Raw genomic sequence first — 22,982 nt, forward strand, 5'->3', positions numbered from 1 at the left:
TTTACGCCTCCTTCGCGGCGAGCGCGGCCGCGAACTGCTTGAACGGAACGCCGTAGTGCTGCGCGACGTCCCGCAGCCGGTTGTACTGATTGACGGCTGCCGGTTCCGTGATCAGCTCGGCACCCGTGAGGTTGTCATCATCGTCGAAGATGCACACGGCGACGATGTGTGAGTCGAAGATCCAGAAGTCCTCGTCAGGCAGGTTGACGCGCTTCGCGTCCTCGCGCCACATGTTGCGGACGTCCTCGCCCAGGGCTGCGTTCTTCTCGGCGTGCGCCAGCAGGTAGAGCTGACCTTCGGTCGGCGGGTTGTCGACGATCCGGACCCGCCCGACGCTGACACCATCATCGGTCTTCGCGCGGATGCCTTGGCTCCATGGCGTGTCGAGATCCCAGGTGGGAGCCTCGCCACGGGCGAACTGCGCGTAGGTGTCGGTCGCTTCGTCGACCGCGTAGCGCTTGCGCATCTCCAGGTGCCACGCGCTGTGCTGGAAGTTCTCGAACAGCCCGTCGAACTGCACGGGGTTGAAGATGCGGGGTTCGGTGTCGCGGTCCTTCGGCCCGAAGTCGATCAGCGTGTTGCGCGGCATCACGATCGGGATCTCGTCCTCGTCGATGTGCTGAAGCTGGGCGAGGGTGTCAGGGTCGGTGAGACGCGGCCCGTGCACGATGACCTCGCCCGTGTCGAGATCCTCGTGCACTGCGGGGCAGCTACCTTCACCGCTGCCCGTGCCGTTGAAGCGCAGTCGTCGAGCCATGATCAGAGTCCTTTCGCCGGAAGCCGATCACCCCAGCATCACCAGGTTGCACGCCCCGGGCCATGGGGTTCCACCACCTTCGTGAGAAAAACCGGGCCAAGCAAGAGAGGGCACGAGAAAAATCGAGAAAATACCATCGCGCGTCCTAACTCCTCCTCCCTAGCGTCCCGTTCATGCCTACGAAGAAACTGGACGTCGACCCGTACGCGGCTGCCGAGTCCCTGAGAGCAGCACTGACCGAGGTTGGGATCGTCTTCCCCTCCCTGAGGGTCCACCCTGCATCCCCTCAGATGAAGCTCGTTGAGCTGGGGCGTGTGCATGCCGACGTGGCCGCTCGCCTGGCCGAAGCGCTTCAGCGAGGGGGCCGAGAGTGATGGGAACGACGGAGAAGCCACCGACGATGCTCAGCCACGGCGACCTGCCGTACCCGGCAGGGACGCTCGTCGAGGACACGATGCACGACCGGACCGGCGAACTCGTCGGCGTGATCGAGGAGGGCATCAAGGAGTCGGGCAAGCTCCTCAGCCGAACCGCCTACGTGCGGCCGCAAGGTGGCGGGATCGAGTGGGACGTTCCGCTCGCCCGCATCCGGCCCGTTGAAGCGCAGTCGTGACGACGCCAACCAAGGTGGCTGCCCTCCTCGGGCCTGGTGACCACATCGGCTACGAGGGACAGTGGCGCACAGTGAAGACCACCAAGACCGACATCGGCACGATGGGCGGCCTGTTCGTGGTCGTCGCCTGGGAGGAGGGCGGCACCGACCGATTCCGCGCGGGTGACGAGGTGCTGGTGGGCACCCCGGAGTCGCCCCCGGCCACGGCGTAGGCCCGTCGTGGGGTCTCCGTCGCTCTCCCTGGACATAGAGACGCCCCGCCGGGCGCGAGTACCGGCGGGGCGTCTGTGTGCGGCGGGAGGGCCGTCCGTGGGCTCAGGCGGCGATGGCCACCCGGAACCGGATGGGAGCCAGAGCGGTGCGCCCGGAAGAGGTGTGGGCACCCCTATCGGGAACCGCCCAAGCTTCTGCGGTGCGCCCGGTAGCGGGCGAGTCGCTGCGGTACTCGGTTGCGATCGGCCGGAGAGCTTCTCACACACCTCATAGATGCATGCAGGCTTCACGTATCGATCCGGCCCATCGATCGCTGTCGACTGCTGCCGCTCAGAGGCACCAACGTCCGATTCCTTCAAGACCGGCCGCCAGGGCCTTGTCTACCGTGACGCCATGACCCCACGATTCGATGTGATCGGCCTCGTCGTCACCGACATGGCCGCCACCCTCGCTTTCTACCGCCGCCTCGGGCTCGTCTTCCCCGAGGGCTCCGAGGACCAGCCGCACGTCGAGGCCGAACTGCCCGGCGGGATCCGGCTGGCGGTCGACACCGAGGAGACGATCCGGTCTTTCCACTCGGGGTGGCGACCGCCGGCCGACGGGGGCGGCCGGGTGTCGCTCGCCTTCGGCTGTGACAGTCCGGCGGAGGTCGACTCCGCCTACGAGGATCTGGTCGGCGTCGGGTACCACGGCGAGCTCAAGCCGTGGGACGCCTTCTGGGGGATGCGGTACGCAGTCGTGCACGACCCGGACGGCAATGGCGTCGACCTGTTCGCGCCGCTACCCGCGCCCGAGTAGTTCTCGCAGCGGCATGCCCGCCAGCTCCCTCACGTCCCGGGCCAGATGAGCCTGGTCGGCGAAGCCGGCGCGGGTCGCCGTCTCCGCGAAGGGGAGCCCGGTACGTGCGAGGGCGAGCGCCCGTTGCAGGCGCAGGACACGGGCGAGGGTCTTGGGGCCGTAGCCGAAGGCGGTCAGCGAGCGGCGGTGCAACTGGCGTGCGCTCAGGCCGAGTCGGCCGGCCGTCGCCGCGATCGACCGGCCCGCGTCCAGGGCCGTGACGACCTCCCGCAGCAGCGGATCGGGGGGATCGGTAGCGGCCGCCCGGTCCAGTGCCACCCGCTCCAGCGCGGTCACCGGGTCGGCGGCCGCGGCGACACGCGCGGTGAGGCGTCGTACCTCCGAGGCGGGCCACAGGTCCGCCAGGTCGACGCGCAGGTCGCGAAGCTCGTGGGCGGGCACGCCGAGGAACGTCGGCCCCGTGCCGGGGTAGAAGCGGACGCCCGCCCAGTGTCCGGCCGCGTCCTCGGGAACGTACGCGTGGGTGTCGGGCCCGGCGACGAGCAGTCGCCCCTCGTGCCAAAGCAGGTCCACGCAGCCGTCGGGGAGGACGGCCCCCGCCGTGGACCCGGACGTTCCGCGGGACCACACAACGGCGCCCGTCAACCGGGACGCCCGCTCCACGTACACGCACGCCAGCCTACGCCGCCCGCGTCCGGTGCCCCTGCGGGCTGACCCCACGGACGTCAGCTCCCCGGCCGCCGCCGAGGCGGTCGGCGCCCTGGCATGGGAGGTGGTCGGGCTCGGCGGCCGGCGCTGCTGTCCTCGCGGGGCCAGGAGCCGGCCCGGCCGGCCGAGGAGGCGCTGGGGGCTCGGGCGCGTCCTGGACGATCGCACGGCCCGCACGGTTCGCACAGAACATCACCGAAGGGCCGCTGATGGGGGGCTCCGGCGCGCGGCGGCAGCCGGGAAAGAGACCAGAGCTGCGCTCCCGGGGCCCCTGGGGAAGGATCTTCGACTGCCGGTCGGTGGGGGCTGGGCGCGCAGTTCCCCGCGCCCCTGACGGTCGTCCTACTCCTGCGCGCCGTGGTGGTCGTCGTCGTTGTGCTTGCGGGGGTGGTGGGTGCTCTTCACGTGGGTGCGCAGGCGGGAGGTCACGTCCTCCGGGGGGAGGAAGCGGGACCAGCGTTCCGGGAACTCGGAGGGCATGTCCGGGTCGTCGGGGTCGGGGTCGTCGGCGCGGGAGGCGGCGGCGCGGGCGACGTACTCGGCGGCCTGCTCCTGGCGCAGGCGCTCGTTCGCGGCGCGGGCCGCGGCCGTGGCGGCGGCCGGCCAGACCCGGTCGATGGCGGCGTTGACCGCGGCGCCGACGAGGACGGCGAACGCGGACACACCGATCCACAGGAGGACGGCCACGGGGGCGGCCAGTGAGCCGTAGATCGTCGGGCCCTCGACCGTACTGGTCAGGTAGATACGGAGGAGGAAGCTGCCGACGACCCACATGGCGAGGGCGACCAGGGCGCCCGGCACGTCCTCGACCCAGGGTGAGCGGACCGGCACCGACACGTGGTACAGCGTGGTCAGGAAGACGACCGAGAGCACGATGACGACAGGCCAGTACAGGACCTGTACGAGCGTCGCCGACCACGGCACGATCTGCACCACCGCGTCCGGGCCCGCGACCATCAGCGGCAGCGCGATCGAGCCGATCAGCAGCGCCACGATGAACAGCAGGAACGACATCACGCGGGTCGCCACGATCCCCCGGGTGCCGTCGAGGCCGTACATCACGGTGATGGTGTCGACGAAGACGTTCACCGCACGCGAGCCCGACCACAGGGCGAAGAGGAAGCCGATGGAGATGATGTCCGGCCGGCCGCCCTTCATCACGTCGTGAAGGATCGGTTCGGCGATCTGGTGGACGCCCTTGTCGGTGAGAACCGTGCGGGAGGCCTCCAGAATGTTGGACTCCAGGCTCGCGATCGAGTGCGCGCCGGTCCAGTCGTCCACGTAGCCGAGCAGTCCGATGAGGCTCAGCAGCAGGGGCGGCACGGACAGGAGCGTGAAGAAGGCGGCCTCGGCCGCCAGCCCCAGGATCCGGTACTCCATGCAGGAGTTGACGGTGTCCTTGAGCAGCAGCCAGGCGGTCCTGCGCTTCGACACGTTCCTGTACAGCGCGCGAGCGCGGTGGAAGCGGCCCGAGGAAGGCCGTTCGGGTGTTTCTTTTGCCTGGTGCACGTCCTTACCGTATCCGTATGGCAGCCAGCACCCACACCGTGACCAACCAGGCTCCGCCCCTGGTCGGATATGACGTCTTTGCCGCTGATCGCGCCCTCACGGAGGCGCTCGAGCGGCATCTGGATCCAGGGCTTCTCGACGAGGCGCGCGAGGAGCTGTCCCTGCTCGGACGTACGACGGGCTCCGCGCAGGTGCAGGAGTGGGGGGTGCTGGCCAACGAGAACCCGCCGAAGCTGCGCACCCATGACCGCTACGGCAACCGCGTCGACGAGGTCGAGTTCCATCCCGCCTGGCACCGACTGCTCGGCAAGGGCGTCTCGGCCGGGCTGACGGCGGCCTGGAGCCGTCCCGGCGGTCACCTCAGGCGCGCGGCCGGCTTCGTCGTGTGGTCGCAGGCCGAGGCGGGCCACGGCTGCCCGCTGTCGATGACCCACGCGGCGGTGCCCGCCCTGCGCACCGACCCGGAGCTCGCCGCCCTCTGGGAGCCGCTGCTCACGTCCACCGTCTACGACCAGGGGCTGCGGCCCGCCTCCCAGAAGGCCGGTGTGCTCTTCGGGATGGGCATGACGGAGAAGCAGGGCGGCAGTGACGTACGGGCGAACAGGACCGAGGCACGGCCGCTCGCCGAGGACGGGACGTATGAGCTGACCGGGCACAAATGGTTCTGTTCGGCACCGATGTCGGACGGGTTCCTGGTGCTGGCGCAGGCCCCGGGCGGGCTGACCTGCTTCCTGGTGCCGCGGGTACTGGAGGACGGGACCCGCAACGTGTTCCGCATCCAGCGGCTCAAGGACAAGCTCGGCAACAAGTCGAACGCGTCGAGCGAGGTCGAGTTCGACGGGACCTGGGCGCGCCGGGTCGGGGACGAGGGGCGCGGGGTGCGCACCATCATCGAGATGGTCGCGGTGACCCGGCTGGACTGTGTGCTCGGCGCCGCCGCCGTCATGCGGCAGGCCGTCGCGCAGGCCGTGCACCACTGCACCTACCGGGAGGCCTTCGGCGGCAGGCTGATCGACAAGCCGCTGATGCGCAACGTGCTGGCGGACCTGGCGCTGGAGTCGGAGGCGGCGACGACGCTGGCGATGCGCCTCGCGGCGGCGTACGACGACGGCGGCGAGGACGAGCGGGCGTTCCTGCGGCTCGCGGTGCCGGCCGCGAAGTACTGGGTGACCAAGCGCTGCACCCCGGTGGCGGTGGAGGCGCTGGAGTGTCTGGGCGGCAACGGGTACGTGGAGGAGTCCGGCATGCCGCGGCTGCTGCGCGAGTCGCCGCTCAACTCCATCTGGGAGGGCGCGGGCAATGTGCAGGCCCTCGACCTGCTGCGGGCGATCCAGCGGGAGCCGCAGGCGCTGAACGCGTTCCTGAAGGAGGTCGGCCGGGCCCGTGGCGCCGACCACCGGCTGGACGGCGCGATCAAGAACCTGCTGGGCGAGCTCGCCGACCTGGACGGTATCGAGGGCCGCGGGCGCAGGCTCGCGGAGCGTGTCGCGCTGGTGCTGCAGGGGTCGCTGCTCGTTCAGTACGCGCCCCCGGAGGTCGCCGACGCGTTCTGTGCCTCACGGCTGGGCGGCGACTGGGGCTCGGCCTTCGGCACCCTGCCGCACAGTCTGGATCTGGCCACGGTGGTCGAACGGGCCCGACCGGTTTCCTGAGCCGGTCCCCACACCGGGTGGCGCGGGGGTGGTGCTGCGCCGACACGGCACCACCCCCGCTCTCCGGCCCCGTTGTGAGGAGCGCGAACGCCGCACGGGCGGCGTTGCTCAAGTTTCCGACCCCGTACGGCTGTTCGCCAGGGTTGCAGGGGGTTGCAACTTTTCAGGCTTCTGTGGCCGGACTGTGTCCCTCCGTCGGCGCCGGGCGGCACTATGAGAACAACGGTCAATGAGAGCCGCTGTCAGTACCGGCCGGGGGACCCGTGGCGCCATGGCCGAAAAGGGCCGAGCGATCGGTTGTCCGCCGAGGAGCGGGGCCGTCCGGGGCGGATGGGGAGGATCCAGTGGCGCACTCGCCGATCGACGTGACGCGGCTCGCCGCCCTGGACGCCGCCCAGGCGGCCCGCGTACTGAGCGATGTGCGCGACGCCGCGCTCGCCGGGCAGCCCGGCCGCCTCGCGCCACGCCCGGTGATCGAGCAGTCCTGGGAGCGCATGCTGCGCGGCGGAGTCGACCCCGACCACGACTTCCGGGCCGGGCTGCTGGTCCGCGACGAGGTCGAGCGGCGGCGCCAGACCTCACAGCTGCGGCATGTCCTGCCGGTGCTGCGCGAGGGTCTGCTCTCGGTCGCGGACGTCGCGCACCACATCATGGTGATCGCGGACGCGGAGGGCCGGGTGCTCTGGCGGGAGGGCAGCGCGTCCGTACTGCGCAAGGCCGACGGGTTCGGCTTCGAACTCGGGGCGGACTGGCGCGAGGGCGTGGTCGGTACGAACGGTGTGGGCACCCCGCTGGTCGCCCGGCGCCCCGTCCAGGTCTTCTCCGCCGAGCACTTCGTGCGCACCCACCACTCGTGGACCTGCACCGGCGCTCCCATCACCGACCCGCGCGACGGCAGTCTGATCGGCGTCGTGGACGTGAGCGGGCCGCTGGACACCCTGCACCCGGCGACGCTCGCCCTGGTCGGCTCGGTGGCCAAGCTCGCCGAGGCGCGGCTGCGCGAGCGGCACCTGGCTTCGTTGGAGGGTCTGCGCGCGGTGGCGGCGCCGGTGCTCGCCCGGCTCGGCGGGCGCGCCCTCGCCGTGGACCAGGACGGCTGGACGGCCGCGGTCACCGGAATGCCGTACACCGGACGGCTCGCGCTGCCCAAGGCGATCGCTCCCGGGCGGAGTTGGCTGCCGGCCCTCGGGCTGTGCGTGGTGGAGCCGCTGCCCGGCGGCTGGCTGGTCCGGGCCGCCGACGAGCCGGAGCCCAGGCGGGCCGCGCGCATCGTCCTGGACCTGGCGCACCCGCGGCGCTCCTCGGTGACCGTCTCGTCCGAAGCGGGCTCCTGGTGTCACGGACTGAGCCCACGGCATGCCGAGTTGCTCTACCTTCTGGCCGTCCGCCCCGCCGGGCGCAGCGCCTCCGGGCTCGCCGACGACCTGTTCGACGATCCCGGCCGTACGGTGACGGTGCGGGCCGAGATGTCGCGCGTACGGCGGTATCTCGGGGCTTTTCTGGAACACCGGCCGTATCGTTTCTGCGAGGACGCGGAGGTCGAGTTGGTCCTCCCGGAGGACTTCCGGAACCTGCTCCCCCACTCGACGGCGCCCGCGGTACGCAGGGCGCGCGAACCCGGGGCCCCTTGTACCGCACCGGAGCCGGACGCGTCACCCGACCGGCCGAATATGCCCCTTGCGAGAGGCAAGGAGCGTATTTCGGGACCGTCTTCCGGGGTCTTTGACCAGGCACGTGGCTCTCTGACGTAGCATCCCCTCACAGGCCACCCCACCCGTCTCTCCGTCAACGTTCTGATCATGAGGGGCAGTTGGCCTTCCTCGGGAGGACGCATGAAGCACCGCGGCAGGCACCGTCGTAGGCGAAGGGGACAGGCGCTGCGCGCCACACTGGCCGGAACCGCCCTCGCGCTCACCGCGGCCGCCACGCTGATCAGCACCTCCCAGGCCACCGGCAGCAACAGTCCGGGCGCACTGACCCCGCTCACCTCGGCCTCCGAGACCGGCAGGCTCCAGCTGCACGAGAACCTGGTCGCCGCGGACACCCTCACCACGCTCAGCCGGAACATGGGCGGGAACGTCGGGGTCTCCGGCGTGCTGGCGAGCGCCGACCACACGATGCGCGACGAGGCCGACTGCTCCGGGACCGAGCAGGCCGCGCTGCCGCTCGAACCGGTCGCCACGCGCGCCTACTGCTGGGCCGCGGACGACGCGGGGACCCAGCAGTGGGCGCCCGCCTCCGTCACCACCTCCGGTGACGCCGACGACGACGGCCAGTGGGGCGACCAGCGGGTCATCCTGGCGGGCTGGAATCACAACGACGAGGGCACAGGGGCCTCAGCCACGGACCGGGGCCTGGCCCGGATCGCCTTCATCGACGCCACCGACCCGGCGGCCCTCAGATACCGCTGGGTGCTGCTGGTCGCCCCGCGCGACGGGGGCAAGGACTTCGGCGCGGTCCGCTCGCGGATGAGCGGCATGGTCTGGTACCAGGGCAAGCTGATCGTCACCGCGCAGAACGGCGCGGGGCAGGACGACTCCCTGCTCGTCTTCGACCTGCACCACCTCCTCAAGGCAGGCGTGAACAGCGGAGCCGTCGGCAAGGTGCGCGGCGGCTACTCCGCGGACGGCTACCAGTACGTGCTGCCTGCCGTCGGCTCCTACAGCCCGGCGGGCGGCACGTGCGGCTCGGGCGAGGCCCGGGCGAACCCCTGTTTCGGATCCCTGTCGCTGGACCGCACCTCGACACCGGACAGCCTGGTCGCCACGGAGGCGGCGCCGGCCGACGGCACGGAGCGCACCCGGATCTGGCGGTACTCGTACAGCACCGCCGCCGGCCGGGCGGGGCTGCTCGGCGGCGACTCCCTGGGGCGTGTCGACGCGCGCGAGGCCTACACGACCAAGGCCGCCGGGCTCTCGGGCGTCCTCTCGTACACGCCGGCCGGGGCGCGCAAGGCCGACTGGTACGTCGGCCACGCCCCCGCCAGCGGCGGCCGGCACGGCACGCTGTGGCGTCAGAGCGGCAGCGGTGCCGAGGCGGTCCAGTGCACGGGGGACCAGTCCTACGCCTGCTGGGGCCAGCACACCGCGTCCCTGTCCTACTGGCAGGACACCGGCGAACTGTGGACCCTCACCGGTGCGGACCCCGACACGGTGCCGGAGCGGGTCCTGTATGCGGTCCCGTTGACGGCGGTGGACAAGTCCCTGGGCTAGGAGAGTCCCGGGGGTTCTCCGCCCCCGCCGCCCCCGCCGCCCCCGCCGCCCCCGCCGCCCCTACCCGTCCCTACCCGTCCCATCCCTACCTGGGGGCTCCGCCCCCAGACCCCCGCATCGGCCTGAACGGCCTCGTCCTCAAACGCCGGACGGGCTGAAGATGCGCGCAGCGCCCCTTAGGGGCGCGGGGAACTGCGCGACCAGCCCCCACCGGCCGTCAGCCAAACGAATCGGGCGGGCGGGGGATGCGGGGGCGAAGCCCCCGCCACAGGGGCGCGGGGAACTGCGCGAACGGCCCCCACCCACCCGCAGCCGAAGAACACACCCCGGGGCTCCGGCCCCGCTTTGGAGCGGGGCGGGAGCCCGTGGTTCCCTGGCCCTCATGAGCAACGTCACTGTGACCACCTGGTCCCTGGAGCAGACCGCACCGAGCGACCTGCTCCCCGCGATCGCGCCCGACGGGGACGTCCGGATCGTGCGCTCCGAAGTCCCCTCCCCCGAGTTCAGCCGCTTCCTGTACGCCTCCGTAGGCGGAGACATCCGCTGGACCGACCGGCTGAGCTGGACGTACGCGCAGTGGCGAGAGGTCCTGGAGCGGCCTGGCGGGGAGACCTGGGTCGCCTACGACCGGGGGACGCCCGCGGGCTATGTCGAGCTGGACCCGCAGGACGACGGCGTCGTGGAGGTCGCGTACTTCGGGCTGATCCCCGCCTTCCGGGGCCGCCGCATCGGCGGGCACCTGCTCTCGTACGGCGTCGCACGCGCCTGGGACCTGGCCGAGCGCTGGCCCGGGCGGGCCGAGACGAAGCGTGTCTGGCTGCATACATGCAGCAAGGACGGGGAGCACGCGATGGACAACTACCTGCGCCGCGGCTTCAAGCTCTTCGACACCAAGGTGGAGGAGGAGCCGGAGGTCGCCATACCCGGGCCCTGGCCGGGCGCACGAGCGGTCTGACCTGCCGCGGGCCGGCCCTCGGCCCGTCATCGGACGGTCGCCGGGCGGCCGGATCTCCATTTCTGCCCAGCCGTGTGACCGACAACACCATCGTCTCACCATTCAGGACACGGGTGTCCACATGATGGATGATGGTGGACTGGTCCGAGATCCCCGTGACACGCTTCCGTCATGTCTGGAACTGGAATTGCCTTGGTGAGTCGGCGGCACGTCGACCTCGGCCGCATGTCCAGCGCCATCTGTCCGGCGCGCTGACAGCCCCGGCCCAGCCGACATTCTCCCTTTTGCCTCCCTCTGCGCAATGACGCGCGCGTACTTCCGTATGCGCCCATATGCGCAGATGAGAGCCGCTCTCCTTCCTGTCCCGCAGTCCCGAAGGACGTATCAACCATGGCCGCCACCCCGCAGAATCCCGCCGCCGCGCCCCGCCGCAAGGTGAGTCGTCACCGCGGCGAGGGTCAGTGGGCCGTGGGTCACTTCACCCCGCTCAACGGAAACGAGCAGTTCAAGAAGGACGACGACGGTCTCAATGTGCGGACACGCATTGAGACCATCTACTCGAAGCGCGGCTTCGACTCGATCGACCCCAACGACCTTCGTGGACGGATGCGCTGGTGGGGGCTGTACACCCAGCGCAAGCCCGGGATCGACGGCGGCAAGACCGCGATCCTGGAGCCGGAGGAGCTGGACGACAAGTACTTCATGCTGCGCGTCCGTATCGACGGCGGTCGGCTGACCACCGACCAGCTGCGCGTCATCGGCGAGATCTCGCAGGAGTTCGCGCGCGGTACCGCCGACCTCACCGACCGGCAGAACGTGCAGTACCACTGGATCCGTATCGAGGACGTCCCCGAGATCTGGAACCGGCTCGAAGCGGTCGGACTGTCCACGACCGAGGCCTGCGGTGACACGCCCCGCGTCATCCTCGGCTCGCCCGTCGCCGGCATCGCCGAGGACGAGATCATCGACGGCACCCCGGCCATCGACGAGATCCACCGCCGGATCGTCGGCAACAAGGACTTCTCGAACCTGCCCCGCAAGTTCAAGACCGCGATCTCCGGCTCGCCGCTGCTCGACGTGGCCCACGAGATCAACGACGTCGCGTTCGTCGGCGTGAACCACCCGGAGCACGGCCCCGGCTTCGACCTCTGGGTCGGCGGCGGCCTCTCCACCAACCCGAAGATCGGCCAGCGCCTCGGCGCCTGGGTCCCGCTCGACGAGGTCCCGGACGTCCACGTGGGTGTCCTCTCGATCTTCCGCGACTACGGCTACCGGCGCCTGCGCACCCGCGCCCGTCTGAAGTTCCTGGTCGCCGACTGGGGCGTCGAGAAGTTCCGCCAGATTCTGGAGGACGAGTACCTCAAGCGGAAGCTGGTCGACGGCCCGGCCCCCGACCAGCCGGTCGCCCGCTGGCGCGACCACGTCGGTGTGCACCGCCAGCAGGACGGCAACTTCTACGTCGGCTTCGCGCCGCGCGTCGGCCGCGTGGACGGCACCACCCTCACGAAGATCGCCGAGCTGGCCGCGGCACACGGCTCGGGCCGGCTGCGCACCACCGTCGAGCAGAAGATGATCGTGCTCGATGTGACGGAGGACCAGGTCGACTCGCTGGTGGAGGGCCTCGAAGCCCTCGACCTGACCGTCAAGCCCTCCACCTTCCGGCGGGGCACGATGGCCTGCACGGGCATCGAGTACTGCAAGCTCGCGATCGTCGAGACCAAGGCGCGCGGTGCTTCCCTGATCGACGAACTCGAGCGCCGTATCCCCGAGTTCGACGAGCCCATCACCATCAACATCAACGGCTGCCCGAACGCCTGCGCCCGTATCCAGGTCGCGGACATCGGCCTCAAGGGCCAGCTGGTCCTCAACGACCAGGGCGAGCAGGTCGAGGGCTTCCAGGTGCACCTGGGCGGCGCCCTCGGCCTGGAGGCCGGCTTCGGCCGCAAGGTCCGTGGCCTGAAGGTCACCTCGGACGAACTGCCCGACTACATCGAGCGGGTCCTCAAGCGCTTCCAGGCGGAGCGCGAGGACGACGAGCGCTTCGCCACGTGGGCCGCCCGTGCGAGCGAGGAGTCGCTGTCATGAGTGAGCGGGCCGCTCCCTTCTACTGCCCCTACTGCGGTGACGAAGACCTCCGTCCGAGCGAGCAGGGCCACGGCGCGTGGGAATGCGCGGCGTGCAACCGAGCCTTCCAGTTGAAGTTCCTCGGGCTGCTCGCCCAAGGCGTGAGCCGAAGGAGCGCGACGGTGTCGAGAGACCGAGCGCGCGGAGGCCCCGACGAAGGAGGGGCTGAGCACGGTCGGCCTCTCGACACCGGCAGTAGCGCTCCGCAGGTGAACGCCTCTCGAAAGGGGAGCGTTCAGCGCAACGAAGCTGGAGGGGACGAGATATGACGACGACTCAGAAAGATCGGGAAGACCGGGAAGACCGTAAGGCCGAGGATCTGAAGCGGCTCGCCGAGCAGGCGGGGCGCGACCTCGAGGACGCCTCGGCTCTGGAGATCCTCCAGTGGGCCGTCCAGACCTTCGGCAAGACGTTCTGTGTGACCTCCTCCATGGAGGACGCGGTCGTCGCCCACCTCGCCTCCCGCGCCCAGCCCGGGGTCGACGTCGTCTTCCTCGACACCGGCTACCACTTCCCCGAGACCATCGGCACCCGGGACGCGGTCGAGGCCGTGATGGACGTCAACGTCATCACCCTCACCCCGCGCCGGACCGTCGCCGAGCAGGACGCCGAGTACGGGCCCAAGCTGCACGACCGCGACCCCGACCTGTGCTGCGCCCTGCGCAAGGTCAAGCCCCTGGAAGAGGGCCTGACCAGGTACGACGCCTGGGCGACCGGACTGCGCCGCGACGAGTCCCCGACCCGGGCGAACACCCCGGTCGTCGGCTGGGACGAGAAGCGGCGGAAGGTGAAGATCTCGCCGATCGCCCGCTGGTCCCAGGACGACGTGGACGCGTACGTCGCCGAGCACGGCGTGCTCACCAACCCGCTGCTGATGGACGGCTACGCCTCCGTCGGCTGCGCGCCCTGCACCCGCCGTGTGCTGGAAGGCGAGGACGCCCGCGCCGGACGCTGGGCGGGACGCGCCAAGACCGAGTGCGGGCTGCACGGATGACCACGACCACCCAGATCTCCCAGGAGCAGCAAGTGACGACCGGAGCCACCGTCTGGCTCACGGGTCTGCCGAGTGCCGGCAAGACCACCATCGCGTACGAGCTGGCCGGCCGGCTGCGCGACGAGGGCCACCGTGTCGAGGTGCTCGACGGCGACGAGATCCGCGAGTTCCTCTCGTCGGGCCTCGGCTTCTCGCGCGAGGACCGCGACACGAACGTGCAGCGGATCGGTTTCCTCGCCGAGCTGCTCGCCCGCAACGGCGTGAAGGCGCTCGTCCCGGTGATCGCGCCGTACGCCGACAGCCGTGAGGCGGTCCGCGGGCGTCACCGGAGCGGCGGCACCCCCTACCTGGAGGTGCACGTGGCGACCCCGGTCGAGGTCTGCTCCGTACGCGATGTGAAGGGGCTGTACGCCAAGCAGGCCGCGGGGGAGATCTCGGGGCTGACCGGCGTGGACGACCCCTACGAGGAGCCCGCGTCGCCCGATCTGCGCATCGAGTCGCACACCCAGTCCGTGCAGGAGTCCGCGGCCGCGCTCCATGCGCTGCTCACCGAAAGGGGTCTCGCATGACGACCGTCGCCAGTGTCTCCGAGGAGACGGACAGCAGCCCGTACGCGCTGTCGCACTTGGACGCGTTGGAGTCCGAGGCCGTCCACATCTTCCGTGAGGTCGCGGGCGAGTTCGAACGGCCGGTGATCCTCTTCTCCGGCGGCAAGGACTCCATCGTCATGCTGCACCTCGCCCTGAAGGCCTTCGCCCCCGCCGCGATCCCCTTCACCCTGCTGCACGTCGACACCGGACACAACTTCCCCGAAGTCCTCGCATACCGCGACCAGACGGTCGAGAAGCACGGACTGCGACTGCACATCGCCTCCGTACAGGACTACATCGACCGCGGAGTCCTGCGCGAACGCCCCGACGGCACCCGCAACCCCCTGCAGACCCTGCCCCTCACCGAGAAGATCCAGGCCGAACGCTTCGACGCCGTCTTCGGCGGCGGACGCCGCGACGAGGAGAAGGCCCGCGCCAAAGAACGCGTCTTCTCCCTGCGCGACGAGTTCTCCCAGTGGGACCCCCGCCGCCAGCGCCCCGAACTCTGGCAGCTCTACAACGGCCGCCACGCACCCGGCGAACACGTCCGCGTCTTCCCCCTCTCCAACTGGACCGAACTGGACGTCTGGCAGTACATCGCCCGCGAAGGCATCGAACTGCCCGACATCTACTTCGCACACGAACGTGAGGTCTTCCAGCGGTCGAACATGTGGCTGACCTCCGGTGAGTGGGGCGGCCCGAAGGACGGCGAGACGATCGAGAAGCGGCTCGTCCGCTACCGGACCGTCGGCGACATGTCCTGTACGGGCGCCGTCGACTCCGACGCGACCACGCTGGACGCCGTGATCGCCGAGATCGCCGCCTCCCGGCTCACCGAGCGGGGCGCCACCCGCGCCGACGACAAGATGTCCGAGGCCGCGATGGAAGACCGCAAGCGCGAGGGGTACTTCTAGACATGACCAGCACCACCGAACCCACCGAGCCGCTGTCGGTCGAGCAGTTGTCGGCGACCACGCTCCTGCGCTTCGCGACCGCGGGCTCCGTCGACGACGGCAAGTCCACACTGGTCGGGCGTCTGCTGCACGACTCCAAGTCGGTCCTGACGGACCAGCTGGAGGCCGTGGAGCGGGTCTCGGCGAGCCGTGGCCAGGACGCCCCCGACCTCGCCCTCCTCACCGACGGCCTGCGCGCCGAGCGCGAACAGGGCATCACCATCGACGTCGCCTACCGCTACTTCGCGACCGCGCGCCGCCGGTTCATCCTCGCCGACACCCCCGGCCATGTGCAGTACACCCGGAACATGGTCACCGGCGCCTCCACCGCCGACCTCGCCGTCGTCCTCGTCGACGCCCGCAACGGGGTCATCGAGCAGACCCGCCGGCACGCGGCCGTCGCCGCGCTGCTGCGCGTCCCGCACGTGGTCCTCGCCGTCAACAAGATGGACCTCGTCGAGTACAAGGAGTCCGTCTTCGCGGCGATCGCCGAGGAGTTCACGGCGTACGCCTCCGAGCTGGGCGTTCCCGAGATCACCGCGATCCCGATCTCGGCACTCGCCGGTGACAACGTGGTGGACGCCTCCGCGAACATGGACTGGTACGGCGGCCCGACGGTCCTGGAGCACCTGGAGACGGTCCCGGTCAGCCACGACCTGGGGCACTGCCACGCGCGTCTGCCCGTGCAGTACGTCATCCGCCCGCAGACCGCCGAGCACCCCGACTACCGGGGATACGCCGGTCAGATCGCCGCTGGTACCTTCCGGGTCGGCGAGAGCGTGACCGTACTGCCCTCCGGGCGCTCGACGAAGGTCAGCGGGATCGACCTGCTGGGCAAGCCGGTCGACGTGGCGTGGACCCCGCAGTCGGTGACCCTCCTGCTGGAGGACGACATCGACATCTCGCGCGGCGACCTGATCGTGCCGAGCAAGGACGCGCCCCCAACCACGCAGGACGTCGAGGCGACCGTCTGCCACGTGGCCGACCAGCCGCTCACCGTCGGCCACCGCGTGCTGCTCAAGCACGGCACCCGCACGGTGAAGGCGATCGTCAAGGACATCCCGTCCCGGCTGACGCTGGACGACCTCTCGCTGCACCCGCACCCGGGTCAGCTGGTCGCCAACGACATCGGCCGCGTGAAGATCCGTACCGCCGAGCCGCTTCCGCTCGACTCGTACGCCGACTCCCGGCGCACCGGCGCGTTCATCCTGATCGACCCCGCGGACGGCACCACGCTGACCGCGGGCATGGTCGGCGAGTCGTTCGCCGCGCCGCAGCCGGTCAAGGACGAGGGCGACGAGGACGGGTGGGACTTCTGACATGACGTCCACCGACTTCTACTCCACGTTCGCCAAGGAGGGCGGCCGCGTCGGCAGCGGCGCCCTCGGCAGCGGGCAGGGCGGAGTGGCGCGATGTGCGGACTGACGTACGCGCACTGCCTGCGCGCCCCGTCCCCCCACCCGACGTCCCGGATGCGACGACGAAGACCTGCCGACCTCCCGGCCACGACCTGAAAACGTGACCGCCGGGCCAACGAGAGGAACCCCTCCCGTGCCTGCCATCCGCTCGAACCTCGTACGCCGTGGCATAGCCGCCGCCGTCGCACTCCCCCTGCTCGCGCTCGCCGCCTGCAGCTATGGCTCCGAGTCGAAGAGCGACTCCTCCTCCAAGGAGAAGGTCGCCGCCGGATCCTCGAAGATCGACGGCCTCGACACCGTGAAGATCGGCTACTTCGGCAACCTGACCCACGCGACCGCGCTGGTCGGCCGCCAGGAAGGCCTCTTCCAGAAGGCGCTGGGCGGCACGAAGGCGGAGTACTCCATCTTCAACGCCGGCCCCTCCGAGATCGAGGCGCTGAACTCGGGCTCCATCGACATCGGCTGGATCGGCCCCTCGCCGGCGATCAACGGCTTCACCAAGTCCCAGGGCAAGAGCCTGCGCATCATCGGCGGTTCGGCGTCCGGCGGTGTGAAGCTCGTGGTCAACCCGAAGAAGATCACGTCCCTGAAGGACGTCAAGGGCAAGAAGATCGCGACCCCGCAGCTCGGCAACACGCAGGACGTGGCGTTCCTCAACTGGATCGCCGAGCAGGGCTGGAAGGTCGACGCGCAGAGCGGCAAGGGTGATGTCTCGGTCGTCCGCACGGACAACAAGATCACCCCGGACGCCTACAAGTCCGGCTCCGTCGACGGCGCCTGGGTGCCGGAGCCGACCGCGTCCAAGCTGGTCGCCGAGGGCGGCAAGGTGCTGCTGGACGAGTCGTCGCTGTGGCCCGACAAGAAGTTCGTGATCACGAACATCATCGTGTCGCAGAAGTTCCTCAAGGAGCACCCGAAGGTCGTCGAGGCCGTGCTGAAGGGCTCGGTCGACACCAACAAGTGGATCAACGCCAACTCCGACCAGGCGAAGGCCGCGGCGAACGCGCAGCTGAAGGTCGACTCCGGCAAGGAGCTCCCGGCGAACGTCCTCGACCCGGCCTGGAAGTCCATCCAGATCACCAATGACCCGCTGGCCTCCACCCTCAACACGGAGGCGGCGCACGCGGTGAAGGCGGGCCTGCTGGAGAAGCCGGATCTGAACGGGATCTACGACCTCACGCTCCTGAACAAGGTCCTGGGGGCCGCGGGCGAGAGCACGGTCGACGACGCCGGTCTCGGCGTCAAGTAAAGACCCACACCGATGAGTTCCCAGGAGGTGACGACCATGGCCACGACCCTCGCCAAGGCCGCTGACGGCGCCGAAGTGGTGGAGCACGCCGCCCGGATCGAGCATGTCTCGAAGTCCTTCGCCGGACCGGCGGGGCCCCAGCTCGTCCTCGACGACATCACCCTCGATGTCGCGCCGGGCGAGTTCGTCACCCTTCTGGGGGCCTCGGGGTGTGGGAAGTCGACGCTGCTCAACCTGGTCGCGGGCCTCGACGCCCCGACCGCGGGCAGCATCACGACCAACGGGCGTCCGGCCCTGATGTTCCAGGAGCACGCCCTCTTCCCGTGGCTGACCGCGGGCAAGAACATCGAGCTCGCCCTTCGGCTGCGCGGCGTCGCGAAGTCCGAGCGCCGCGACCGGGCGGAGGAGCTGCTCGAACTCGTCCGGCTGAAGGGCGCGTACGGGAAGCGGGTGCACGAGCTGTCCGGCGGTATGCGCCAGCGCGTCGCGATGGCCCGCGCGCTCGCCCAGGACAGCCAGATCCTGCTGATGGACGAGCCGTTCGCGGCGCTGGACGCCATCACACGGGACGTCCTGCACGACGAACTGACCCGGATCTGGCGCGAGACCCGGCTGTCCGTCCTCTTCGTCACCCACAACGTGCGTGAGGCGGTGCGGCTGGCCGAGCGTGTCGTCCTGCTGTCCTCCCGCCCGGGCCGGGTGGCCCACGAGTGGCGGGTCGACATCCCTCAGCCGCGTCGTATCGAGGACGCGGCCGTCGCCGAGCTGTCCGTCGAGATCACCGAACAACTGCGTGGGGAGATCCGCCGCCATGGCCAGCACTGAGACGAAGGCCGACGCGGCCGACCAGCCCGTCAAGGACAGCCCCGGCAGCGACATGGCGGGCCTGGAAGCGGGCCTCGACGCCCTGGAGACGGTCGGCCACACGGGCCGGCCGACGTTCCGCCAGACCTTCGTCGAGAAGATACTGCCGCCGCTCGTCGCCATCGCCCTGGTGCTGGTGGTGTGGCAGGCGCTGATCTCGTTCAAGGTCGTCACCGACCCGAGCAAGCTGCCCTCCCCGTCCGACGTCTGGGGCGAGGTCAAGAACGCCTGGCTGCAGGGCACGCTGCTCGACTACATCTGGACGAGCGTCTCGCGCGGTCTGCTCGGGTTCCTCTTCGCCCTGGTGATCGGCACCCCGCTGGGTCTGCTGGTGGCCCGCGTGAAGTTCGTCCGCGCCGCGATCGGCCCGATCCTCTCCGGCCTGCAGTCCCTGCCCTCCGTGGCCTGGGTGCCGCCGGCCGTCATCTGGCTGGGCCTGAACAACTCGATGATGTTCGCGGTGATCCTGCTCGGCGCCGTCCCCTCCATCGCCAACGGCCTGGTGTCGGGTGTGGACCAGGTGCCGCCGCTGTTCCTGCGGGCGGGCCGCACGATGGGCGCGACGGGACTGCGCGGGACCTGGCACATCGTGATGCCGGCCGCGCTGCCCGGCTATCTGGCCGGTCTGAAGCAGGGCTGGGCGTTCTCCTGGCGCTCCCTGATGGCGGCGGAGATCATCGCCTCCTCCCCCGACCTGGGCATCGGCCTCGGTCAGCTGCTGGAGAACGGCCGCACCGCCAGTTCCATGTCGATGGTCTTCCTCGCCATCTTCCTCATCCTGTTCGTCGGTATCGCCATCGACCTGCTGATCTTCAGCCCGCTGGAGCGGTGGGTGTTGCGCAGCCGCGGTCTCCTGGTGAAGAGCTGAGCCACGCCATGACGAGTCAGCCGGTCCTCCTGGTCATCGCCCACGGCAGCCGCGATCCGCGTCATGCCGCGACGGTGCACGCCCTCGTACGGCGCGTGCGGGCGCGGCGCCCCGGCCTGCGCGTGGAGACCGGCTTCCTCGACTTCAACATCCCCTCGGTGCAGGGGGTGCTGGAGTCGCTGGCGGCGGAGGGCGTACGCGATGTGGTCGCCCTCCCCCTCCTCCTCACCCGCGCCTTCCACGCGAAGGCGGACATCCCGGCGGTCCTGCGGGAGGCCCCGGCGTGCCTGCGCATCCGCCAGGCGGAGGTGCTCGGCCCCTCCCCCCTGCTGACGTCGGCGCTCGACCGCCGGCTGTACGAGGCGGGGCTGACCCCCGCCGACAAGTCCTCGACGGGGGTCGTGCTGGCCTCCGCGGGGTCCACCGACCCGGAGGCGATCGCGGTGATCGCAGAAATCGCGCGGGAGTGGCGGCACACCGGTTGGTGCGCCGTGCGGCCCGCGTTCGCCTCCGCATCCCTTCCGCGCACCGAGGACGCCGTACGCGAACTGCGCGCCCTCGGCTGCGATCGTGTCGCCGTCGCGCCCTACGTCCTCGCGCCCGGCTTCCTCCCGGACCGCATCGCCCGGGGAGCCGCCGAGGCGGACGTACTGGCCGATGTACTGGGCCCGGCGCCGGAGGTGGTACGGGTCCTGCTGGAGCGGTACGACGAGGCACGCGTCCCGGTCCTGGCGGCGCTCGGCGCCTGAGCGCTCACGACTTGGTGGTGGCCGTCACGGTGGCCGCCGGTCCCGTGCCCGCCGCCGTCACCGTCGCAATCGTGACGGTGTACGAGGTGCCCGGCCTGAGTCCTCCGATCACCCGGAACATGCCCTTCGCGGAGGGCTGGGTGACCAGGACGTCCCGCCCCGTGACGTCGATCGGGGCGCGGCCGTCGGAGACGGTGACGCGGTAGCCGACGACCTTGGCGTCACCGGTGGCCGTCGGCGGGGTCCAGGCGACGGTGACCGCGGTGGACGCCGTACGCAGCTTGGGGCCGGTCGGTGCGTCCGGCGGCGCGGTCACGGCGGTCGGGGCCAGTGGGAGCGAGGCGAGCGACGGAGCACTGGTGCCGTGGGCGTTGCTCGCGGTGACGGTGACCGTGAGCGGGCCGCCCGGCGCGGGCAGTCCACCGATCCGTACGACCGCCGTGCGCTTGAACTCGGCCGCGCCGATGGCCTGTTCGCCCACCTGATGCCCGGTCGCGTCGTACGCGCGCGCCGTGTAGCCCGTCACCGGTGAGCCGCCGTCCACGAAGCTCGGGTTGAAGGTGACGTACAGGGCGTCGGCGCCCGCCGTGCTCGTACCGACACGGGAGGGTGCCTCCGGGGCGGAGACGGCGCCGACGCGGCGGTTGAGCAGTCCGCGGTAGGCGGGCTCGAGCCCGGCGTTGTCGAGGATCTCCGACGGTACGTCGGACGGGGCCGTCATGATCTTGTTGCCGGTCGTCACCAGGCCCTTGTTGTCGCTGTCGGAGGTTCCCTCCTCCCACCAGTTGTCCTTGACGAGGGTCGGGTCATTGTTGCCGAGGGTGTCGCGGTAGTCGGTGTGGCGGGAGGCGACGTTGGCGTACGAGGCGTTGTAGAGGACGTTGCCCTCGACCGTCTCGTAGGTGCAGCCGTTGTCGGTGTAGACGTTCTTGCCCAGGCCCCACTGGTCGTGGATGACGTTGCCGGTGACCTTCTCGCCGTCGGCCAGGGAGGTGCCCGTCAGGCCCTGGGTGTAGATGCCGCCGCCGTCGTCGAGCATCTGCATGTAGTCGAAGATCAGGTTGTCGCGGGCCGTGTTGTCGTGGCTGGGGTTGGGGGTCGCCGGGTCGCCGATCTTGTCGGGCCAGCCGCCCCAGCCGAGGGAGACGGCGCTGTAGCCGACGTGGTCGATCTGGTTGTGGGCGATCGTGGTGCTCTGGGTCCAGCCGTTGAGGATCGCCACGCCGCCGTGGTACTCGCGGGGAAGTCCGTAGAGGTGATTGTCCGTCACCCGCACCCCGGAGGCCGGGGTTTGCCCGTCCACTGAGCCGATCTCCAGGCCGTTGCCGGAGATGTCGGTGAAGACGCTGCCGCTGACCGTGGAGTCCTTCGAGCCGGTGCCCAGGTCGAGGCCGGACGCGCCGAGATGGGCGAAGACGTCGTCGCTGAACGCGATGCGCTGCCCGTACGCGAAGGAGACGTTGCCCGGCATCTTGGTCCAGGAAGCGAAGGGGCAGGTGCCGCCCTCGACGTACTGGCACAGGCCCTGGGTCGCCCAGCCCTTCTCGCCGGTGATGGTGTAGCCCGCCTGGATCTCGGAGAAGCCCTCCGGCCCCGAGGGGGTGAGCCAGGTGGCGTAGCTGAACTGCAGGCCGCGGAAGGCGAGGTCGTGGACGGGCGCGGCAGCGGTGCCCCGTCCGTCGATCAGCTTCTCGGCCTGTGCCGCCTCGACGTCGGCGCGCGCGAGGTTCTCGCCCTTGCGGGGCAGGTAGTAGACCCGGTGTGCGGCGCGGTCGAGGTACCACTCGCCGGGCTGGTCCAGGAGTTCGTAGGCGTTCTCGACGTAGGTCGCCCTGCCGCCGTTGGTGAGGTGGCCGGGCCCGACCATGCTGACCGTGCGGCCGGGGATGTCCGGGAACTCGACCCGCTTGTTGGAGTTGTCCCAGCACGGCTGGACCATCGTGATCGTGGTGCCCTCGACGGCGGCGATGCGGCAGCGCGGCTCGGTCCACTGGCCCAGGCCGTCGCGCTCGACGTTCCACAGGGACTCGCCGCTGGTGTAGACGAACTCGGCGTCGGAGGGGTGCTTCCAGTGCGCGAGGGCGTCGGAGGACGCCGTGTACCCGGTGGCGGTCTGGGCGAGGGTCACCGGCACGGCCCCGCGGGCCCGTTGGGCGCGCACCCCGTCGACGTACAACTGCCGTGTGTCGGTGAGGCTTTGGGGTGCGGGCGCGGACCACAGGCCCGCCCTCCCGGCGACCGGGCGCCAGCCCTCGACCTGCCGGCCACCGCTGATGACGGTGTTCCCGGTGCCCTGCCAGATCACCTGGTGGCCGCCGGTGCCCGAGTCCCGGACGTCGAGGGTGAGGGGCGCGGTCTGCCGGTACGTGCCCGACGCGAGGTGGACCGTCAGATCGCCCTTCATCCCCGTGACCCGTTCGCGCACCAGGTCGCGGGCGCGTTCCAGGGTGCGTACGGGGTGGCGGGCGGTGCCGTTCGCGTGGTCGTTCCCGCTCGGTGAGACGTAGAGGTCGGAGGTCGCGGGCTGGGCGGAGGACACGGCGCCCGGAATTCCTAAGGCCAGGACCGTGGAGATCAGGGTGATGAGGGCGGCTCTTCGGCGCATGGGCATGTTCCCCTCCCGTGGGATCAGCCTGTACCCAACGCCGAGAAAGGTAGGATCTATCAAGCGTCACCGTCAATGAATGCGACAGAGAACGCCTCAACTCCCTCCCACTGGACACCGATTCATCCGAGCAGCGTTCATATTCCAGACC

22 protein-coding genes are annotated in these 22,982 nt (G+C 70.4%); 18 read left to right on the plus strand and 4 right to left on the minus strand.

What is annotated here, in order from left to right; translation table 11 throughout:
* Position 1: 1 nt before the first annotated feature.
* The gene (locus tag OG819_RS01235; protein ID WP_266647572.1) at positions 2 to 757 is read right to left on the minus strand and encodes a DUF6879 family protein; all 756 of its coding nucleotides are present in this window, start codon (positions 755 to 757) and stop codon (positions 2 to 4) included.
* Positions 758 to 930: 173 nt separating this feature from the next.
* Here OG819_RS01235 and OG819_RS01240 point away from each other — a divergent pair, with 173 nt between their 5' ends.
* The 4 genes from OG819_RS01240 (at position 931) to OG819_RS01255 (ending at position 2,381) form a co-directional block, all read left to right on the plus strand.
* Positions 931 to 1,131, plus strand: a complete 201-nt coding sequence (locus OG819_RS01240) for a hypothetical protein (protein WP_266647573.1) — start codon at positions 931 to 933, stop codon at positions 1,129 to 1,131.
* Positions 1,131 to 1,370 carry a hypothetical protein gene (locus OG819_RS01245; RefSeq protein ID WP_266647575.1) on the plus strand — a complete coding sequence of 80 codons (240 nt, stop codon included), beginning with the start codon at positions 1,131 to 1,133 and terminating at the stop codon, positions 1,368 to 1,370. Before OG819_RS01240 ends, OG819_RS01245 begins: the two co-directional genes overlap by 1 nt.
* Positions 1,367 to 1,582 (plus strand): hypothetical protein, encoded by a 216-nt coding sequence (locus OG819_RS01250; protein ID WP_266647577.1) that lies wholly within the window; start codon positions 1,367 to 1,369, stop codon positions 1,580 to 1,582. Before OG819_RS01245 ends, OG819_RS01250 begins: the two co-directional genes overlap by 4 nt.
* A gap of 394 nt (positions 1,583 to 1,976) precedes the next feature.
* Positions 1,977 to 2,381 (plus strand): VOC family protein, encoded by a 405-nt coding sequence (locus OG819_RS01255; RefSeq protein WP_266647578.1) that lies wholly within the window; start codon positions 1,977 to 1,979, stop codon positions 2,379 to 2,381.
* Here the strand turns inward: OG819_RS01255 and OG819_RS01260 are convergent.
* Together OG819_RS01260 and OG819_RS01265 are read right to left on the minus strand one after the other, a co-directional pair.
* On the minus strand, positions 2,364 to 3,050 hold the full coding sequence (locus OG819_RS01260) for a helix-turn-helix transcriptional regulator (protein ID WP_266647580.1): 687 nt from the start codon (positions 3,048 to 3,050) through the stop codon (positions 2,364 to 2,366). The genes OG819_RS01255 and OG819_RS01260 overlap by 18 nt on opposite strands.
* 381 nt (positions 3,051 to 3,431) lie before the next feature.
* Positions 3,432 to 4,598, minus strand: a complete 1,167-nt coding sequence (locus OG819_RS01265) for a YihY/virulence factor BrkB family protein (protein WP_266630030.1) — start codon at positions 4,596 to 4,598, stop codon at positions 3,432 to 3,434.
* Between the two features lie 17 nt (positions 4,599 to 4,615).
* On the opposite strand from OG819_RS01265, the gene OG819_RS01270 reads away from it, so the two are divergent.
* From OG819_RS01270 to OG819_RS01330, 14 genes are all read left to right on the plus strand, one after another.
* The gene (locus OG819_RS01270; protein WP_266630028.1) at positions 4,616 to 6,250 is read left to right on the plus strand and encodes an acyl-CoA dehydrogenase family protein; all 1,635 of its coding nucleotides are present in this window, start codon (positions 4,616 to 4,618) and stop codon (positions 6,248 to 6,250) included.
* Between the two features lie 344 nt (positions 6,251 to 6,594).
* Entirely contained in the window at positions 6,595 to 8,001 is a 1,407-nt protein-coding gene (locus OG819_RS01275; protein WP_266647581.1) for a GAF domain-containing protein, read from the plus strand.
* An 81-nt stretch (positions 8,002 to 8,082) separates the two neighbouring features.
* The gene (locus tag OG819_RS01280; protein ID WP_266647583.1) at positions 8,083 to 9,462 is read left to right on the plus strand and encodes a hypothetical protein; all 1,380 of its coding nucleotides are present in this window, start codon (positions 8,083 to 8,085) and stop codon (positions 9,460 to 9,462) included.
* A gap of 382 nt (positions 9,463 to 9,844) precedes the next feature.
* Positions 9,845 to 10,417 (plus strand): GNAT family N-acetyltransferase, encoded by a 573-nt coding sequence (locus tag OG819_RS01285; protein WP_266630023.1) that lies wholly within the window; start codon positions 9,845 to 9,847, stop codon positions 10,415 to 10,417.
* 171 nt (positions 10,418 to 10,588) lie between these two features.
* The gene (locus OG819_RS58510; protein ID WP_310591794.1) at positions 10,589 to 10,672 is read left to right on the plus strand and encodes a putative leader peptide; all 84 of its coding nucleotides are present in this window, start codon (positions 10,589 to 10,591) and stop codon (positions 10,670 to 10,672) included.
* Between the two features lie 135 nt (positions 10,673 to 10,807).
* A complete protein-coding gene (locus tag OG819_RS01290) occupies positions 10,808 to 12,502 on the plus strand; it encodes a nitrite/sulfite reductase (protein WP_266429569.1) in 1,695 nt (564 codons plus the stop codon).
* 304 nt (positions 12,503 to 12,806) lie between these two features.
* The gene (locus OG819_RS01295; RefSeq protein WP_266647585.1) at positions 12,807 to 13,535 is read left to right on the plus strand and encodes a phosphoadenylyl-sulfate reductase; all 729 of its coding nucleotides are present in this window, start codon (positions 12,807 to 12,809) and stop codon (positions 13,533 to 13,535) included.
* A complete protein-coding gene (gene cysC / locus OG819_RS01300; protein ID WP_266429576.1) occupies positions 13,532 to 14,104 on the plus strand; it encodes an adenylyl-sulfate kinase in 573 nt (190 codons plus the stop codon). The genes OG819_RS01295 and cysC overlap by 4 nt, the downstream gene beginning before the upstream one ends.
* Positions 14,101 to 15,039 carry a sulfate adenylyltransferase subunit CysD gene (gene cysD, locus OG819_RS01305; RefSeq protein ID WP_266647587.1) on the plus strand — a complete coding sequence of 313 codons (939 nt, stop codon included), beginning with the start codon at positions 14,101 to 14,103 and terminating at the stop codon, positions 15,037 to 15,039. The genes cysC and cysD overlap by 4 nt, the downstream gene beginning before the upstream one ends.
* A gap of 2 nt (positions 15,040 to 15,041) precedes the next feature.
* Complete coding sequence (locus tag OG819_RS01310; protein ID WP_266429581.1) at positions 15,042 to 16,397, plus strand: sulfate adenylyltransferase subunit 1; 1,356 nt, start codon at positions 15,042 to 15,044, stop codon at positions 16,395 to 16,397.
* A gap of 232 nt (positions 16,398 to 16,629) precedes the next feature.
* Positions 16,630 to 17,745, plus strand: coding sequence for an aliphatic sulfonate ABC transporter substrate-binding protein (locus OG819_RS01315; RefSeq protein WP_266647589.1), 1,116 nt, complete (start codon positions 16,630 to 16,632; stop codon positions 17,743 to 17,745).
* A gap of 36 nt (positions 17,746 to 17,781) precedes the next feature.
* Positions 17,782 to 18,570: an ABC transporter ATP-binding protein gene (locus OG819_RS01320; protein WP_266431878.1), complete on the plus strand. Its 789-nt coding sequence runs from the start codon at positions 17,782 to 17,784 to the stop codon at positions 18,568 to 18,570.
* The gene (locus OG819_RS01325; protein ID WP_266429584.1) at positions 18,557 to 19,477 is read left to right on the plus strand and encodes an ABC transporter permease; all 921 of its coding nucleotides are present in this window, start codon (positions 18,557 to 18,559) and stop codon (positions 19,475 to 19,477) included. The genes OG819_RS01320 and OG819_RS01325 overlap by 14 nt, the downstream gene beginning before the upstream one ends.
* A gap of 8 nt (positions 19,478 to 19,485) precedes the next feature.
* Positions 19,486 to 20,226, plus strand: a complete 741-nt coding sequence (locus tag OG819_RS01330) for a sirohydrochlorin chelatase (protein WP_266647592.1) — start codon at positions 19,486 to 19,488, stop codon at positions 20,224 to 20,226.
* A 4-nt stretch (positions 20,227 to 20,230) separates the two neighbouring features.
* Here OG819_RS01330 and OG819_RS01335 read toward each other — a convergent pair whose 3' ends face one another.
* Positions 20,231 to 22,831 carry a fibronectin type III domain-containing protein gene (locus OG819_RS01335; RefSeq protein ID WP_266647594.1) on the minus strand — a complete coding sequence of 867 codons (2,601 nt, stop codon included), beginning with the start codon at positions 22,829 to 22,831 and terminating at the stop codon, positions 20,231 to 20,233.
* Positions 22,832 to 22,982 lie beyond the last annotated feature (151 nt).

This window comes from Streptomyces sp. NBC_01549 (assembly GCF_026339955.1).
Lineage (GTDB): Bacteria > Actinomycetota > Actinomycetes > Streptomycetales > Streptomycetaceae > Streptomyces.